The 17,528-nt window shown below is 42.6% G+C and carries 16 protein-coding genes; 13 read left to right on the top strand and 3 right to left on the bottom strand.

All coding sequences use genetic code 11. The annotated features are described in order from the left end of the window. Nucleotides 1-141 precede the first annotated feature (141 nt). Entirely contained in the window at nucleotides 142-2,364 is a 2,223-nt protein-coding gene (locus tag IEY42_RS08855) for an NADP-dependent isocitrate dehydrogenase (RefSeq protein ID WP_188924906.1), read from the bottom strand. A 392-nt stretch (nucleotides 2,365-2,756) separates the two neighbouring features. Between IEY42_RS08855 and IEY42_RS08850 the strand changes: the two genes are divergently transcribed. The 6 genes from IEY42_RS08850 to IEY42_RS08825 all read left to right on the top strand — a co-directional run bounded on the left by IEY42_RS08850 (nucleotide 2,757) and on the right by IEY42_RS08825 (nucleotide 8,654). After that, the gene (locus IEY42_RS08850) at nucleotides 2,757-3,434 is read left to right on the top strand and encodes an rRNA large subunit pseudouridine synthase E (protein ID WP_188924905.1); all 678 of its coding nucleotides are present in this window, start codon (nucleotides 2,757-2,759) and stop codon (nucleotides 3,432-3,434) included. A 49-nt stretch (nucleotides 3,435-3,483) separates the two neighbouring features. Beyond that, complete coding sequence (locus IEY42_RS08845; protein ID WP_188924904.1) at nucleotides 3,484-4,017, top strand: NUDIX hydrolase; 534 nt, start codon at nucleotides 3,484-3,486, stop codon at nucleotides 4,015-4,017. 246 nt (nucleotides 4,018-4,263) lie between these two features. Beyond that, entirely contained in the window at nucleotides 4,264-5,382 is a 1,119-nt protein-coding gene (mnmA, locus tag IEY42_RS08840) for a tRNA 2-thiouridine(34) synthase MnmA (protein ID WP_188924903.1), read from the top strand. A 3-nt stretch (nucleotides 5,383-5,385) separates the two neighbouring features. Continuing rightward, entirely contained in the window at nucleotides 5,386-6,018 is a 633-nt protein-coding gene (gene hflD / locus IEY42_RS08835; protein WP_268244266.1) for a high frequency lysogenization protein HflD, read from the top strand. A 39-nt stretch (nucleotides 6,019-6,057) separates the two neighbouring features. Then, nucleotides 6,058-7,428: an adenylosuccinate lyase gene (gene purB / locus IEY42_RS08830; protein WP_188924902.1), complete on the top strand. Its 1,371-nt coding sequence runs from the start codon at nucleotides 6,058-6,060 to the stop codon at nucleotides 7,426-7,428. 86 nt (nucleotides 7,429-7,514) lie between these two features. Continuing rightward, nucleotides 7,515-8,654: a ribosomal protein uL16 3-hydroxylase gene (locus tag IEY42_RS08825; protein WP_188924938.1), complete on the top strand. Its 1,140-nt coding sequence runs from the start codon at nucleotides 7,515-7,517 to the stop codon at nucleotides 8,652-8,654. A gap of 107 nt (nucleotides 8,655-8,761) precedes the next feature. Here IEY42_RS08825 and IEY42_RS08820 read toward each other — a convergent pair whose 3' ends face one another. After that, on the bottom strand, nucleotides 8,762-9,202 hold the full coding sequence (locus IEY42_RS08820) for a DUF4826 family protein (RefSeq protein WP_188916478.1): 441 nt from the start codon (nucleotides 9,200-9,202) through the stop codon (nucleotides 8,762-8,764). A 279-nt stretch (nucleotides 9,203-9,481) separates the two neighbouring features. Between IEY42_RS08820 and IEY42_RS08815 the strand changes: the two genes are divergently transcribed. The 5 genes from IEY42_RS08815 to IEY42_RS08795 all read left to right on the top strand — a co-directional run bounded on the left by IEY42_RS08815 (nucleotide 9,482) and on the right by IEY42_RS08795 (nucleotide 14,599). Beyond that, a complete protein-coding gene (locus tag IEY42_RS08815; RefSeq protein ID WP_188924901.1) occupies nucleotides 9,482-10,513 on the top strand; it encodes a Glu/Leu/Phe/Val dehydrogenase dimerization domain-containing protein in 1,032 nt (343 codons plus the stop codon). A gap of 186 nt (nucleotides 10,514-10,699) precedes the next feature. After that, the gene (locus IEY42_RS08810) at nucleotides 10,700-11,596 is read left to right on the top strand and encodes a UDP-2,3-diacylglucosamine diphosphatase (RefSeq protein ID WP_188924900.1); all 897 of its coding nucleotides are present in this window, start codon (nucleotides 10,700-10,702) and stop codon (nucleotides 11,594-11,596) included. A 13-nt stretch (nucleotides 11,597-11,609) separates the two neighbouring features. Further along, the gene (olsF, locus tag IEY42_RS08805) at nucleotides 11,610-13,334 is read left to right on the top strand and encodes a bifunctional ornithine lipid synthase OlsF (RefSeq protein WP_188924899.1); all 1,725 of its coding nucleotides are present in this window, start codon (nucleotides 11,610-11,612) and stop codon (nucleotides 13,332-13,334) included. A 197-nt stretch (nucleotides 13,335-13,531) separates the two neighbouring features. Further along, nucleotides 13,532-13,918, top strand: a complete 387-nt coding sequence (locus tag IEY42_RS08800) for a CBS domain-containing protein (RefSeq protein ID WP_229779993.1) — start codon at nucleotides 13,532-13,534, stop codon at nucleotides 13,916-13,918. Nucleotides 13,919-14,254: 336 nt separating this feature from the next. Further along, a complete protein-coding gene (locus IEY42_RS08795) occupies nucleotides 14,255-14,599 on the top strand; it encodes a hypothetical protein (RefSeq protein ID WP_188924897.1) in 345 nt (114 codons plus the stop codon). 20 nt (nucleotides 14,600-14,619) lie between these two features. Here IEY42_RS08795 and IEY42_RS08790 read toward each other — a convergent pair whose 3' ends face one another. Further along, nucleotides 14,620-15,741 carry an energy transducer TonB gene (locus tag IEY42_RS08790; RefSeq protein WP_188924896.1) on the bottom strand — a complete coding sequence of 374 codons (1,122 nt, stop codon included), beginning with the start codon at nucleotides 15,739-15,741 and terminating at the stop codon, nucleotides 14,620-14,622. A gap of 257 nt (nucleotides 15,742-15,998) precedes the next feature. Here IEY42_RS08790 and IEY42_RS08785 point away from each other — a divergent pair, with 257 nt between their 5' ends. Together IEY42_RS08785 and IEY42_RS08780 are read left to right on the top strand one after the other, a co-directional pair. After that, nucleotides 15,999-16,736 carry a DUF1538 domain-containing protein gene (locus tag IEY42_RS08785; RefSeq protein WP_188924895.1) on the top strand — a complete coding sequence of 246 codons (738 nt, stop codon included), beginning with the start codon at nucleotides 15,999-16,001 and terminating at the stop codon, nucleotides 16,734-16,736. Nucleotides 16,737-16,757: 21 nt separating this feature from the next. Then, nucleotides 16,758-17,525, top strand: coding sequence for a DUF1538 domain-containing protein (locus IEY42_RS08780; protein WP_160052914.1), 768 nt, complete (start codon nucleotides 16,758-16,760; stop codon nucleotides 17,523-17,525). Nucleotides 17,526-17,528: the final 3 nt, after the last annotated feature.

The raw sequence follows: 17,528 nt of genomic DNA, 5'->3' as shown, positions 1-17,528 counted from the left end.
AGACTATAAAACAAAAAGACAGGGATTTTAATCCCTGTCTTTTTTATTGTCTAAAAATAAAGCATAAATTTGTTATTAATAAGGACAGAGCTTCAAATTCAAACTCAATTCAAAGTAATGCCCCATTAATTAACAAGCAAATTAACCAATAAATTTATTTAATGTTGCACTTGGACGCATGGCTTTTTCTGCTTTAGCGGCATCTAAACGGTAGTAACCGCCTAAATCAACGGCTGGGCCTTGTGAACCATTTAGCTCTGCTAAAATAACCGTCTCATTGGCTGCTAACGATTGTGCCAAAGGTGCAAAATGTTCAGCTAATTGCTTATCTGCAGTTTGGTTAACAAGTGCATTCGCCCAATAAAGGCCAAGGTAGAAGTGGCTACCACGGTTGTCTAACTCACCGACACGACGCGAAGGCGACTTGTTGCTGTCTAAGAACTCACCAATCGCGACATCTAAGGTATCGGCCAGTACTTGTGCTTTAGGGTTGTTCGCCGTTTGGCTTAAATGCTCTAAAGAAGCTGCAAGTGCTAAAAACTCACCTAAAGAATCCCAACGTAAGTGACCTTCTTTTTCTACCTGTTGAACATGCTTAGGTGCACTACCACCCGCGCCTGTTTCAAATAATCCGCCGCCATTCATTAACGGCACGATAGATAGCATTTTAGCACTTGTGCCTAACTCAAGAATTGGGAACAAATCGGTTAGGTAGTCACGTAACACGTTGCCGGTAACAGAAATGGTATCTTCGCCTTTAATGATACGCTCTAAGGTGACACGCGTTGCATCAACAGGAGACATGATTTGAATATCTAAACCAGATGTATCTTCTTCTGCGAGGTATTTAGTTACTTTTTTGATTAACTCAGCATCGTGTGCACGAGCACTGTCTAACCAGAAAATAGCTGGAGTGTTGCTTAAACGTGAACGTCTTACCGCAAGCTTAACCCAGTCAAGAATAGGTGCATCTTTAACTTGGCACATACGGTAAATATCGCCAGCTTCAACCTTGTGGCTCATTATTACATTGCCTGCTTGGTTAATCACATTGACAGTACCGGCAGCGCCAATTTCAAATGTTTTGTCGTGGCTACCGTATTCTTCAGCTTTTTGAGCCATAAGACCCACGTTTGGCACACTGCCCATTGTGGTTGGATCAAATGCACCGTGTTTTTTACAAAACGCGATAGTCTCTTGATAAACACCAGCATAACAACGATCTGGGATCATGGCTTTAGTATCTTGTAGCTGACCGTCTGGCCCCCACATTTTTCCAGATGAACGAATAGCCGCTGGCATAGATGCATCAATGATGATGTCACTTGGTACGTGTAAATTAGTGATACCTTTGTCTGAATCAACCATGGCTAATGCTGGACGCGCTGCATAAACGGCGGCGATATCAGCTTCAATTTCGCTGCGTTTAGCTTCAGGAAGCGTACTAATTTTAGCGTAAACGTCACCAAAACCATTGTTAACATCGACACCGAGTTCAGCAAATAGCTCGCCATACTTGTCAAATACATCTTTAAAGAAAACCTTAACAGCGTGACCAAATAAAATAGGGTCAGACACTTTCATCATGGTAGCTTTTAAGTGAAGCGATAATAAAACATCTTCAGACTTAGCCGCTTCAATTTCGCGAGCGTAAAATTCAACTAACGCTTTCTTGCTCATCACCGATGAGTCAATCACTTCTTCAGCCAGTAATGCTAGGCCGCTTTTAAGCACCACTTCTTTGCCATCATCTTGGATTAATACGATATTCACTTTGTCTGCAGCGGGTAAAGTGACAGATTGTTCGCTACCATAAAAGTCACCTTCATTCATGTGCGCAACATGAGATTGTGAATCACTTGCCCATTTACCCATTGAATGTGGGTTTTTCTTGGCATAGTTTTTAACAGAAGTTGGTGCTCGACGGTCTGAGTTACCTTCACGTAATACTGGGTTTACCGCACTGCCTTTAATTTTGTCATAACGCGATTGAGTTTCTCTTTCTGCGTCAGTTTTAGGCTCATCAGGGTAGTTAGGAATGTCATAGCCTTTGGCTTGTAGTTCAGCAATACAGGCTTTTAGCTGTGGAATTGACGCACTGATATTAGGCAACTTAATGATGTTAGCTTCTGGCTGATTAGCCAATTCGCCTAACTCAGTTAATGCATCAGCAATTTTCTGTTCAGCAGTTAATTTTTCAGGGAAGTTAGCAATAACACGACCTGACAAAGAAATATCGCGAGTTTCTACTTTTACGCCAGCTGCGTCAGTAAAATTACGGATAATAGGTAATAAAGACAGTGTAGCAAGGGCTGGAGCTTCATCAGTTTCTGTGTATATGATCGTTGGAGTGTTATCTTTCATTATATTTCCTACATTATTGTAAATTAATAACTTATTAGAATAAATTGTATAAGCATTTGATGGGCTTTGGTGGATAACACTCACGCGAGCGAACCTTGATTTGCAACGAGGGCTCACATCCAATGTGAACACTGCATGTGAAATCCCCTATCCCATTTTTTATTATATTTTTTCCACATTGCAACGGTATATTTTGCTAAAAACACACCATAAGCAGTGATAAATTAGGTACAGATCACAATTTTTAGGCGGACATCATAGATCATTCTTGGCAATTTTCAAATTCCACTAAGGGCGAATACACAGTAAACTGACATAAAAGATGTTAATTCTTATTACAACCCCTTTATTACAAACACTCTTAAACGACGAAGGATAATATCCAAACCTTTATGGCAAACTCAGGTAAATTCAGTTCATTTAAAAAAACGGCTGCCAAAAATGGCCGTCCCTTATCGCAAACGTCTAAGTCTACACTCGCGGGCAAAACAACTCGACGTAAAAACCCGGCGAAACCGCCTGTCGAAAATCCCATTATCGTGTTGTTTAATAAACCGTTTGACGTGCTTTGCCAATTTACCGATGAATCAGGTCGACAAACACTAAAAGACTTTATCCCCATTAGTGACGTGTACGCCGCCGGACGTTTAGATCGCGACAGTGAAGGCTTATTACTGCTCACCAACGATGGCAAGCTGCAAGCTAAACTAACCCAGCCAAATAAAAAAACCTTTAAAACCTACTGGGTACAAGTTGAAGGTGAACCAACAGATGCTGCAATACAAGCATTGTGCGATGGAGTAGAACTTAAAGACGGCATGACTTTACCGGCAAAGGTCAAAGTAATGGACTCACCCGCTATTTGGCCCCGAGTACCGCCAGTACGAGAGCGAAAATCAATACCCACTACCTGGCTTGAAGTGCAAATCTGTGAAGGTCGAAATCGTCAAGTCAGACGCATGACTGCCCATGTAGGCCACCCAACCTTAAGATTAATCCGTTATAAAATAGGTCAATGGTGTCTAGATGATTTACAAAATGGTCAATACAAACAAATCAGCCAACGTTAACCGTTAATCATAAATAACATTAGCGATACACGCATAAGGGATTAAATATATGACTCAACGCTATAAACCCAATACCACCGTCGCCTGTGTCGTGTACAGCCAGGGTAAGTTTTTACTGGTTGAAGAAATGATTAATGGCCGGGTTAAATTTAATCAGCCCGCAGGACATTTAGAAGCCAATGAGTCACTTATTGATGCCTGCTCACGGGAGGTGTTAGAAGAAACTGGACTGGACATTGTACCGCAAGCCATTGTGGGGATTTATCAATTTAGTGCCAGTGATGAACTCGCGTTTGTACGATATACCTTCTGCATTGCTCTAGAGCAACCTATTGAGGCCACGCCACTCGATAGCGCCATTACCCGAACTCATTGGTTATCTCGCAAACAAATTAGTGAGTTAGGCGATCAATTACGCAGCCCGCTCGTGCTCAAAAGTATTGATGATTATATACAACAAGCCGGATTGTTAGACCAATCCCCTCCGGCAACCAGAGATTTAACGCCCAAAAGCAATGCAAAACCGAGTCCGCACCATTTACCATTATCTTTACTTAATGCGGATTATTTGCACACGCGTTAGCTCAGTTTTAGCCCTATATAGCCCTATATTGACTGTCCTTCAAGATAGCCCAGTGCTCGAATGCGTGGTAGAATATGCGCCGCACAAATGTAATGTTTACTCGATAAGATAAGGTTTATCTCTCTTTTACTTTATTTTTGACCTTGTTTAACGGCTTTCAAGCTCAGTCAATTGTTATCATTAACTTGAAACCGTAAACAGACACCACCATATACATACTCTCTATATTCAATGGTTTTAGGATTTATGACATCAATCACCCCAACTTCTAACGGTAAAAAAGTCATTGTCGGCATGTCCGGCGGTGTAGATTCTTCTGTTTCGGCCTATTTGCTTATCCAGCAAGGTTACGAGGTTGAAGGCCTATTTATGAAGAACTGGGAAGAAGACGACACCGACGAATATTGCGCCGCTGCAGATGATCTAAAAGATGCGCAAGCGGTATGTGACAAGCTTGGTATTAAAATGCACACCGTCAACTTTGCCGCAGAATACTGGGACAACGTGTTCGAGTACTTCTTAGCTGAATACAAAGCCGGCCGAACGCCTAATCCAGACATCATGTGCAACAAAGAAATCAAATTCAAAGCTTTTTTAGAATTTGCTGACGAGATTTTAGACGCCGACTATATCGCCATGGGCCATTATGTTCGTCGTCGCGACAACAGCGATGGCAACGTTGAAATGCTTCGTGGTGTTGATGGCAATAAAGATCAAAGCTACTTCTTATATACCTTAAGCCATGAACAAGTGGCGCGCAGTTTATTCCCTGTCGGTGAGCTTGAAAAACATGAAGTGCGTGAGATTGCCAAAAAAATGGGCTTAATCACTCACGACAAAAAAGACAGTACCGGCATTTGTTTTATTGGCGAGCGCAAGTTTACAGATTTCTTAGCCACTTATTTACCGGCGCAACCGGGTGATATTGAAACCGCTGAAGGCGAAGTCATTGGTACTCATCAAGGCTTGATGTACCACACTCTTGGGCAACGTAAAGGCCTAGGGATTGGCGGCTTAAAGAACAGCAGCGAAGACCCATGGTACGTAGTTGAAAAAGATTTACTGCGTAATGTACTCGTGGTGGCACAAGGTGCTGAACACCCGCGCTTAATGTCACAGGGTATGACCGTTAATCAACTGCATTGGGTTGACCGTAAAGGTCCAGCCAATAACAGTCACATCACAGTCAAGACCCGCTATCGTCAACGTGATGTTATCTGTACATTAGTCTATAACGACCCAGACAATATTACCGTCATGTTCGATACACCAGTTGCCGCAGTCACGCCTGGACAATCGGCTGTATTTTATGATGGCGACATTTGTTTAGGTGGCGGCATTATCGATACCCTAGTTCGAGGATAAACCGTGAGTCAAACTCCAGAGAGTCTGCTGTTCGAACGTACAATGGCCTTTGCCGGTATTTTACAGGCGATTGGTCAAGTGCAGTATTTAGCCCGCCACGGTGAAAGCGATAAAGAAGCGCTGGCGGCAACATTAAATACCATCTTAGTCACCGAGCCCGAAGCCACTGCCGATGTGTATCAAGACAAAAGCATTTTAAGTAAAGGCTACCAGTTGATTCAAAACCAACTGGGCGATGGCAGCAATAAAGATGTCGAAACCACCCGCTACTTAGTTGGTGTATTAGCGCTAGAGCGCAAACTGGCTCGTTCGGCAAACGGCTTAGGCATGCTTGCTGAACGCATTAACCAAATACACCGCCAACTAAGCCACTTTGAAATTACCGATGAGCAAGTCGTGTCTAACTTTGCCAGCATATACAGCGACATCATCAGTGAATTAGGTCCAAAACTGCAAATATCGGGAAATCCTGATTGTTTAAAGCAACCTATCGTACAACATAAAATTCGAGCCCTACTGCTTGCAGCCATGCGTAGCGCAGTATTATGGCGCCAATTAGGCGGCAAACGTCGCCATTTAGTGTTTGCCCGAAAAGCGATATTTGATACCGCTAAAAAAAGCCAAAATAACAATTAATCGATTCACCCTACAACAAAGTTCATCAAGGAGCTTCAAATGGATCTTTCCGCACTAACTGCTATCTCTCCGGTAGACGGTCGTTATGGTAGTAAAACCGCCTCATTAAGAGGGATTTTCAGCGAGTTCGGTCTTACTAAGTACCGTGTTCAAGTTGAAATTAACTGGTTAAAGCTATTATCTAGCTGCCCAGAGATTGAAGAAGTTCCCCCATTTAGTGAAACCGCCCTTGCCTTGTTAGACAGCATTAAAGACAACTTTAGTGAACAAGATGCACTGCGCGTTAAAACCATCGAAAGCACCACCAACCACGATGTAAAAGCGGTTGAATATTTCATTAAAGAACAAATTGCCGATAACGCTGAGCTTGTTGCGATTGACGAATTTGTACACTTTGCCTGCACCTCTGAAGACATCAACAACTTATCGCACGGCTTAATGTTAAAAGAAGCGCGTGAGTTAGTATTAGTACCGCAATGTCAGCAAATTATTGATGCCATTAAAAAGCTCGCCCATGACAATAAAAGCGTGCCTTTAATGTCGCGCACCCATGGTCAGCCAGCATCACCGTCAACCTTAGGCAAAGAAATGGCCAACGTTGCCGTGCGTCTTGAGCGCCAATTAAACCAAATCAATGCTGTTGAGATTATGGGTAAAATTAACGGTGCTGTAGGTAACTACAACGCTCACATCTCAGCCTACCCAGAAGTTAACTGGCATGAGCTGTCACAACGTTTTGTAACCAGCCTTGGTATTAACTGGAACGCTTACACTACGCAAATTGAGCCACATGACTACATTGCTGAATTATTTGATGCTATCGCGCGTTTCAACACGATTCTAATTGATTTTGACCGTGATATTTGGGGTTACATTGCCTTAGGTCACTTTAAACAGCGCACCATAGCAGGCGAAATTGGTTCATCAACCATGCCGCATAAAGTCAACCCAATCGACTTTGAAAACTCTGAAGGTAACCTAGGCATCGCCAACGCATTAATGCAGCATTTAGCGGCTAAATTACCGGTATCAAGATGGCAACGTGACTTAACTGACTCAACGGTTTTACGTAACCTTGGTGTCGGTATGGCGCACTCGCTTATTGCTTACCAAGCCACGCTGAAAGGCATTAGCAAATTAGAAGTGAATCAAGCACAGCTGCTTGCCGAGCTTGATAAAAACTGGGAAGTATTGGCAGAGCCAGTACAAACAGTAATGCGTCGTTATGGCATCGAAAAACCATATGAAAAACTCAAAGAACTGACACGTGGTAAGCGTATTGATGCGCAGCAACTTGCTGTATTTATCGATGGCCTTGAATTGCCAGCACACGTCAAAGTTGAACTGAAGAAAATGACTCCAGCAAATTACATCGGCCGTGCTGGAGCCTTTGTTGACGAGTTAAAATAGTCATTTAATCGACATTAGCTAATCTTGGCGGTCGCATCTGTGGCCGCTTTTTTATTGGATTTACCATTCTCCATCTGAGGTCAATGATGTACACATTAAATATTGATACCCAAGCCTTTATTAAACAGCATTGGCAGCAGAAACCCCTTATCATCAAACAGGCATTTGTTGATTTTGAAGACCCAATTGCTGCAGACGAACTTGCAGGTCTCGCATGCGAAGAAGAAATTTCCTCTCGCGTGGTGGTCACAAAAGGTGATGATTGGGACGTGGTTCAAGGTCCATTTGAAGACTACGACCAATTTGGCGAAGATAACTGGCAGTTATTAGTGCAGGCCGTTAACCATTGGTATCCCGCATCACAGCCATTAGTCGAAGCATTTCGCTTTTTACCCGACTGGCGTTTTGATGACTTAATGGTGTCGTTTGCCACACCGGGCGGCGGTGTAGGACCACATATCGACAACTATGATGTGTTTATTATTCAAGGTGAAGGTGAACGTCGCTGGAAAGTCGGTGACAAAGGCCAACATAAACGTCGTGGTGGCAATGAAAACTCACCTTTAGTTGACGATTTTGAGCCAATTATTGATGTGGTATTGCAAAAAGGCGATGTGTTATACATTCCTCCAGGTTATCCGCATTGCGGCGAAACCGTGACTTTAGCCATGTCCTACTCCATTGGATTTAGAGCGCCGAGCCAACAAGAATTATTAACTGAATTAGCCGACAGCCTTATCGACAACAATTTAGGCAATAAACGTTTTACCTCCACCGATGAACCAGAGGCCCCCGGCATCATTAGCCAAACGCATCAACAAGGCATTATGGATTTATTGGTGCAACTTGCTCAAGATCCTCAAGCATACCAAACCATGCTAGGCAAATTATTAAGTCAAAACAGATTTGAACTGGATGTGTGCGAAGATGAAGAACCATTAAGCAACGAAGACTTAATTGATGCCATTGAGCAAGGCGCGATTATTCAGCGCATTGGTGGCTTAAAAGTGTTATGTCTTGAACAAGACAGCCAGTCACGGTTATTTATTAATGGTGACGAGTACCCACTAGCACAAGCAAGCGAAGCGGTATTACAACTGTTTGCCAACAATGTCAGCATTATGCCTGAGCAAGCCAGAGAACTGGTTGAACAGCCCGCATTACTTGAGCTATTAACCCAACTGGTTAATCAAGGGTTGTATTACCTCGCTGAAGACGAATACTAAATTTAAAGTCATTGTGCGTTAATAAGTGATGACTCTGCGAGAGCTCAGGTTAAGATAAACAAAAAGGCACCTAGGTGCCTTTTTTGTTTATTTGCGTTGTTGAGGTATTAACCCCAAAGTTTTTCATCTTGATGCATTCTGTGCAGGCTTTCTGCACGTGACACTAATAATTGGGCAAATTTTCGTTGAGTCTCATCTCTGGTAGCGCCTGATTGATGCAGGTTTTCAGCTTTAAGCTGCCACATCATTGAAAAATGACGAATGGCATCTCGTGCTGTAGCCGCCACTTTAACGTCAACATAATCAGATGGTAAATCACCCGACATCACCCAAAAGGTTTGTTTTTTAGGCTGCTTAGATTCCATTTTCCAAATGGCTAAATAAGGCGCAAGATAGCGACTTTCACTGGCCAGTACGTTACTTGGGATTACGCCTTTTTCAGCTAAAAAGCGATTGGCTTTTTGAAACTGAGTACGCACCCACTCTTGTCTTAAGGCTTCTTGGTCTACTGTTGGCTCAGTGACATTCTCTGCAACTTCTTCAGTCATAATACTTCCTATCTTATTGTTATTTTTCAGGTTAGAACAATAATTAACCTAAAACTCAATCTCAAAAACAATGATGCAACATAAGTTACTTTACGTTTACGTAAAGTGGCAAGCTAAATTTCCACATCAATCACAAAAATAACTAAATCGTGCTTTGTTGAGAGTAGCGCTAAATGCTATCGTGCTGCAATAAATTTAACAAGCAGTCGTTTGTACCTAATAGACTCTATTCCCTAGGTACGTTACTTTACTTTTACACACAGCAAGCGGAGATTACACGTGACAGTATTTAATCATGTTTCGTTCGATGAACACGAACAAGTGGTATTTTGTCATGACAAGCAAAGTGGCTTAAAAGCCATTATCGCAGTCCACAACACTAACCTTGGTCCAGCCGTCGGCGGGTGCCGTATGTGGAACTATCAATCGGATGATGAAGCGTTAACGGATGTATTGCGTCTCTCGCGTGGCATGACCTATAAAAATGCACTAGCAGGCCTAAGCATGGGTGGTGGTAAAGCCGTGATCATCGCCGATCCTAAAACCACCGACCGCGAAGCATTATTTTTAGCCTTTGGCCGCTTTGTGAATAGTTTAGGTGGTAAATACTATTCAGCAGAAGATGTTGGCGTATCAACATCTGACATCATGATTGCCAGCCGTGAAACAGAGTTTGTTGCCGGCATGGAAGGCAAATCAGGCGACCCATCGCCATTAACCGCGTTAGGCACTTATTTAGGTATTAAAGCGGCTGTTAAACATCAACGTGGTGTAGATAGCCTAAAAGGAATAAAAGTCTCGGTACAGGGCGTTGGGCACGTAGGTTATTACCTGTGTAAGCATTTACACGAAGAAGGTGCTGAACTGATTGTAACCGACATTCACCAATCATCACTTGACCGTGTGGCCGCCGAGTTTGGTGCCATAGTAGTTGCCCCACAAGACATCTATGCTCAAGATGTCGATGTATATGCACCTTGCGCCTTAGGCGCCACAATTAATGACACCACCCTGCCACTGTTAAAAGCCACTATCGTTGCCGGTTGTGCCAATAACCAGTTAGCTGAGGTGCGCCACGGCGAAAAACTCAAGCAAATGGGCATTTTGTACGCGCCAGATTATGTGATTAACGCGGGCGGGATTATTAACGTGTCATTTGAGAAAAACTATGACGCCGCAGCATCTAAGGCCAAAGTTGAGCAAATCTATCATACGCTATTAACTATTTTTAGCCGTGCAGATGCAGAGAATCGCACCACGGGTTCGGTTGCTGACGAAATGGCTAAAGCCATTATTGACGCGGCACAATAATCGCCACGCCTGAGTGCCAGATTCGCCCCATCGATACATTGCTAAATTAAGGAAATGCCTATGCATTTCCTTTTTTTATTGGCTAACACTTTCATCAAGTTGCAATAAATCGTTCACCTTAGCGTCAAATAACAGCCTTACCCTAAATCAACACTGACACAATCTGTGTATTAGGGTGAACGACAGATGATTTCACAGAGTAAAAGTAATCAGCAACGCCAATCTTTATCGCACTTAACCCACAAAGCAAAAATCCAACATTTTCATGCTATGTGGATATCAGATGTTCACCTTGGTAGCATTGACTGTAAAGCCGAATTTTTACTGCATTTTTTAAACCACAGCCAAAGTGATTACCTGTACCTTGTGGGTGATATTGTCGATGTATGGGCACTTAAAAAAAGAGTCTACTGGCCAGACAGCCATGACAACGTCATCAAAAAAATCCTTGAACTTGCCAGTAACGGTACTCAGGTCGTGTTTATTCCAGGTAACCATGACGAAGCATTTAAAGCCTATGCTGACAGTCACTTCAAAGGTGTCACCTTAGCAAAACAACACATTCATGAGTCCATTACGGGCAAACGCTTTTTAATGCTTCATGGCGATCAATTTGACTCGCAAGTGTGCGTCAGCCGCGCTTATGCCAAATTAGGCGATCATTTATACGATGTGTTGCTTTGGCTAAACCGACAACTTCATGCAGTGAGAAGCACCATGGGTTATCCCTATAGGTCGTTGGCCAGTTATATCAAACTTAGGGTTAATAAGGCCCAGCAAGCCATTACTCAATATCGTGATGCCGTATTGCGTTACGCCGCTAAAAAACAGGTCGACATGGTGGTGTGCGGCCATATCCACCAGCCTGAGCTATCAGAACACACCATAAATCAACACCCACTGATTTACGCCAACGATGGGGATTGGGTTGAAAACTGCACCTTGATTGTAGAAACCCTTGAGGGCGATGTGCAGCTGCTTAAATGGAACGAGCAAAACCTACAAGCTGAAACTGTCGCCAGTATTGTGTTACCCCATATGCATGACAACCCCATCAAACCTCAAAAACAACACGTAGCATAAAAAGGATAAGGTTATGATTTTTACGGTCGATAATGTAGTAGAGAAAAACCTGCCAAATGTGCACAACAAGCCGTGGTTAGCTACGCCCACCAAAGCCATGTTGCGTTATTTACTTCACGAGAAGCAATGTAATGACATTGCCAACGAACACGCCCATTTATCTGGCGTAGACTTTGTCGAACAAATTCTAGCCTTTTTAAACTTCACTTACAGCGTGCCCAATAACGAAGTTGAGAATATTCCACACGAAGGGCGCGTGGTAATATACGCCAATCACCCCATTGGCTCACTCGATGCCTTAGCGTTAATCAAACTTATTAGCCAGGTTCGACCCGACATTAAAGTGGTCGCTAATGAATTATTAATGGCCATTAAACCGCTGCATTCGATTTTATTGCCCGTACGTAACATGACCGGCGGCACACCCAAGCAACATCTCGATGAAATACACCACCACCTTAAAAATGAAGGTGCGGTGCTGATATTCCCATCGGGTGAAGTGTCACGTTTACGTCCCTCTGGTGTCACCGATTTACAATGGCATAGTGGCTTTTTAAAAATGGCTCGTGCCTGTAATGCGCCCCTTTTACCTATTTTTGTAGACGCAAAAAACTCAGCGACGTTTTATGGCGCTTCAATGCTCTATAAACCGTTAGCAACGTTATTATTAGTCAAAGAAATGTTTAAGCAAGTTGACCAAGTCATGCCAATTCGTATTGGGCAGTTGATCGCCAAAGAAGTCGTTAACACCCAAGAGTTCCCCTTAAAAACAAAAGTAAAACTGCTTAAAAACCATTTATACCGAATAGGCAAAAATCGGAGCCCGTTATTTACTACCCAAAATGCAATTGCTCACCCGGAGAAACGCAGTGAACTGCAAAGTGCGTTAACACAATGCGAATTACTCGGGCAAACCCAAGACAACAAACAAATCTATCTGTACAAGCATCAACACAGTAGCGCCATCATGCGTGAAATTGGCCGCTTACGTGAGATTGCTTTTCGTGCTGTGGGCGAAGGCACAGGCAAACGCCGTGACACTGATAAATACGACAACCACTACTTACACTTAGTATTATGGGACAAAGATGACTTAGAAATCGTCGGTGCATACCGCTTTGCCAGCGCTAAGACGTTACATGAAAATGTTGGCGAAAATTCACTCTACAGCCAATCGTTATTTGATTACAAAGGCGCCTTTACCCCTTATTTCGATCAAGGATTAGAACTTGGCCGCAGCTTTGTACAACCTAAATACTGGGGCCGACGCAGTTTAGAATACCTATGGCAAGGCATTGGTGCGTTTTTAGTAAAGCACCCTCAATATCGCTATTTATTTGGCCCAGTATCATTAAGTGACAGCCTGCCATTGCAAGCAAAAGAAATGTTGGTGTTCTTTTATCAACAACAGTTTTCGACCAGCAAAACGCTAGCTCGCTCATTTAATCCCTATCAATTTACCCCAGACAGAATAGCCCAATTACAACTCTTGTTTAACGGCAACGACTACGCTGAGAACTTTAAAATACTCAAACGGACGTTAGCAAATATGGCTGTCTCAGTACCGACATTATTTAAACAATATGGTGAATTGTGCGACAACCAAGGCGTAAAATTTTTAGATTTTGGTATTGACCCTGAATTTGGTGATTGCATTGATGGTTTAGTCTTAGTGGATATTCACCAACTTAAACCGATTAAATATCAAAAGTACCTGGCAGGCCATTTATACCATTAGGACAAACCGCATCATAACCCTGGATACTTTTGCTGCTGTTGTTGGTTGTTATTTGATTGTTACGCTAATATTTATCTGATATAAAAGAATAAATGAGTGGGGAATCATCTATGACAACATCGACAGATACATCGGATCAGACAACAAATGACACAACGGCACAATCTTCGCCTCGTCACATCAGCGTGGGCGATATCATGATAACTCGCGTTGTGACTATCGAAATGGATGATCGCTTGTCATTAGCTAAAGAAATTTTCGATAATGTCAGCTTTCACCACTTACTGGTTATCGATGAAGGCTGTCACTTGACAGGTATTTTATCGCATCGAGACTTTTTAAGTGCGTTAAGCCCCAATATTGGTACCGCAGCAGAACTTATTCGTGATACTGAAACCCTACAAAAACGCGTTCATCAAGTAATGAGCCACAACCCTTTAACGATTGCCCCCCATTGTGATATCAACCTGGCGACTCAGTTAATTTTAGACAATAACATTGGCTGCCTCCCAGTATTAGAAAATAACAATATCGTGGGTATTATTACCTGGAAAGATTTACTCAAGGCGTATTACAGCGCTTAATTCAGCCAAAGTTCTTAGCATTACAGACTTATTCAGCACTAGCACCTGCAAGTGTTAGACGAATGAGCGCTGCACTGGCTTGGTCAGCTTTAACCATAACCTCTTCGTTGATCAATCACTCCTATATTGCAACTAAAAATATAAAAATAAATATTTCCATAGCCAGCAATAACATAGGTTAAATTCTTAAATTGTTCATATTTGTGTGCTGGAAAATGTCACATTGCTCTGCTTTTATTAATGTTACTAAGGCAATAAAAACCAACAGGAATGAGCTTAAGCTAACAGCGTTTGTATCGGTAAATTGTGCAGTTATCATATGAAAGGATGAGTATTATGATTAAATTTTCTTACCTTCTCAATCAAGACAACATTGAGTTACAAGCAAGCAATTGGTGTGGTTTAGAGCGCGTATTTATTAATGGTAAGGTTGTGTCGCGCAAATTTAACTTTGGTTTACAAAGCATGCATGATGTGTTGCTCGATAATGGTAAAAAGTGTCGTTTTCAACTCATAGCCGATCCACAAACCTCATTAATATCGTGCCGAATCTACAAACAAAACCAACTGATAACCATTTTAAAGCAAGGTAAAAAACAGCTACAAAAAAGCCAGTTCATGATTGAATCTGGCTTTGTGATTGTGTGTGTGAGCATGTTGAGTATGTATTTATTAAGCTAACTCACAACTCAATAGACTCATTAACCTAGGGTAAAGTCTAAGCGCACTGTTGAAGTGCCCTGCGCTGGCTTACCATCAATAAATTTAGGCGCGTAACGCCACTGGCTTAGCGCCTCAATTGATTCTTTCTCAAACTGACTGCCCCCTTTAGAGTCAAGTACTTGTGGTGATTGCACAAAACCTTGCTCATCAACAGTAAACTGTAATTTTACCCAACCACTTTTACCCCGCTTTGCATAAGACATAGGGTAATCTGGTGGAGTTCGAAATAAAGGCGTTTGCTCTTGTTGCTCATTCCACGGCGTCATTTTACCAATGGCAATGCAATGCTCAGTGGCTTGATCACTTTGGCCTTGCTTTTGATAAATATCAACCAGCAAGGCATGAGCACGCAGTTCATGTGGGTGGCTATAAGGTAACGCTTGATATTGTTTTATCACTTCAACTAAAGCATCCGTCGCTTTAGTGTGTTTACCCATGGCTTCGTTTAATGCCCCATAGAGGTACGTAGCATTTACACGTTTTATCGCGTTTTCTGGAAGCTTTTTGACATAAATATCATAGGCGTCAAAAGCGAAATTCCTCACCGTACGAGTATAAAATTCCGTGCTCTTTAAACGATAAAACGCCATGGTTTTCACTTCAGCTACAGTGAGTTCATTATCCGCCTCTTGGGCAATATCAATCGCCTCAAACAACACTTTTTTGGCATAGGCATCATCAGCGGTGGTTTCTGCTAAGCCCACAAGCGGATCAATCAAGGCAATATCATTTTCAGGCAATTTTTGACGGTACACGGTTAAAGCTGACTCAAATAATTGTTGCGCTTTTATCACCTGTTCATTTTGAATCACCCGGCCATTATTATTCTGCTTTGACTGCGCAACAATAGCGTTAGCCCAGTTCATGGCTAACTTAGCACTATCAATGTTGTCTGCGCCAAATTTAACTTCGCCAAGTTCGTAAGCTTGTCGGGCATAGGTGATGATATCGACTTGGTTATTAGCCTCAATAGCATTGTTATATTGTTGGTATGCTGTTGAAAAATCAACCGACCCAGTGACCATGTCCGTAGGTTGAGCGTAGGCCATGTGGCTTGCACACGCGGCGATAATGGATAAGCGTAAAAGTGTTTTTTTCATGATTAAAGTCCTTTTTAGTTTTACCTAAGATCCTTTGTTACACAGGGTATAAATCAGTAATCAAAGATATACGGCACAGTTTGCCTGACTTTTATGATCTGAGTCAATTTAATGAAAATCATTGTAAACAATATGTTGCGAAAATACTATCAAGAGTCACACTTAATAAAACGTTTGCTATTGAACAACCAGAATTGAACAATCAGAGATACTGCTAGGCAGTATCACAGTCCGTCACTTTACCTTCAGGAGTATAGATGTCTGCCATCGCTAAATTGCTCCAAGCTATGTTCAGTAGCTTTAAAGACCTTGTACCCATCATATTAGTGGTCAGTTTTTTTGAAATATTTGTCCTACATCAAGCGCCTGCTGAACTGGGTTCTATTCTTGTTGGCCTAGTCTTTATTGTTTTGGGTTTAACATTTTTTGTATTTGGTTTAGAAATGGGCTTATTCCCGATTGGCGAATCATTAGCAGAAGCATTAGCACGAAAAGGAAGTGTATTTTGGCTAGTGATTTTCTCGTTCTCATTAGGATTTGGCACCACATTAGCTGAACCTGCGCTAACCGCCGTAGCCAATGAAGCGGCTCAAGTCGCCGCTAATGCGGGTGCGATTGAGGCCAATAAGCAGGCCATGAGTTCCTATGCTATGGGACTGCGTATCACGGTTGCAATCTCGGTAGGTTTAGCCATTTTACTTGGCGTGATCCGTATTCTTAAGGGTTGGCCTATTCATTACATCATCATTGGTGGTTATGTACTTGTGATGATCCTCACCAGCTTTGCCCCTGCCAATATTATTGGTATTGCCTACGATTCAGGTGGCGTTACGACATCAACCATTACCGTGCCTTTGGTAACAGCATTGGGCGTCGGCCTTGCCAGTGTGATTAAAGGTCGAAACCCAATGTTAGACGGCTTTGGCCTCATTGCTTTTGCCAGCCTTAGCCCTATGATTTTTGTATTAATTTACGGCATGGTGTTTTTAAACTGATGCGTGCGATAAGGAGCCAATTTGTTTACTGAGCTGATTAGCACATTTTTGCTCACTGCCCGTGATGTCATCCCTATTGCAGTGATTTTATTTGGCTTTCAACTTGGCGTACTCAAACGCCCTGTCACCCAATGGCGCAAAGTGTTACTGGGTTTTGTCTACGTGATTATAGGGTTAACCTTTTTCTTAGTCGGTTTACAACTCGCACTGTTTCCCATTGGCGAAAGTATGGCAAACCAATTAACCACCAGCGAGTTTTTACACCCCGATGGCAGCAAAGCACCGTTTATTTGGCAGGATTATTTTTGGGTATATGTGTTTGCCGCCGCGATTGGTTTTAGTACCACCATTGCCGAACCGTCACTGATTGCGGTAGCGATTAAAGCGAATCAAGTATCTGCTGGCACCATTGGTATTCAAGGTTTACGCATTTCGGTCGCATTGGGTGTCGCTATTGGGATTACCTTAGGCTGCTTTCGTATTGTGGTTGGCGATCCCATCCACTACTACATTATGGCCGGTTACGTCATCGTGGTTATCCAAACCTTTTATGCCCCTAAAATGATCGTACCTCTGGCATATGACTCAGGCGGCGTGACCACATCCACTGTAACCGTTCCTTTGGTTGCCGCACTAGGTCTTGGGCTTGCCACCAACGTTGAAGGGCGAAACCCACTCATTGACGGCTTTGGCTTAATCGCCTTTGCCAGTTTATTTCCGATGATCACCGTAATGGGTTATGCCCAAATCGTTGACTATTTATCCAAACGAAAAGCGATTAAGGAGTAATCT

The sequence above is a fragment of the Shewanella algicola genome (genome assembly GCF_014648035.1).
In the GTDB taxonomy this organism is placed as follows: domain Bacteria; phylum Pseudomonadota; class Gammaproteobacteria; order Enterobacterales; family Shewanellaceae; genus Shewanella; species Shewanella algicola.
This window is presented reverse-complemented; position numbering and strand designations above follow the sequence as displayed.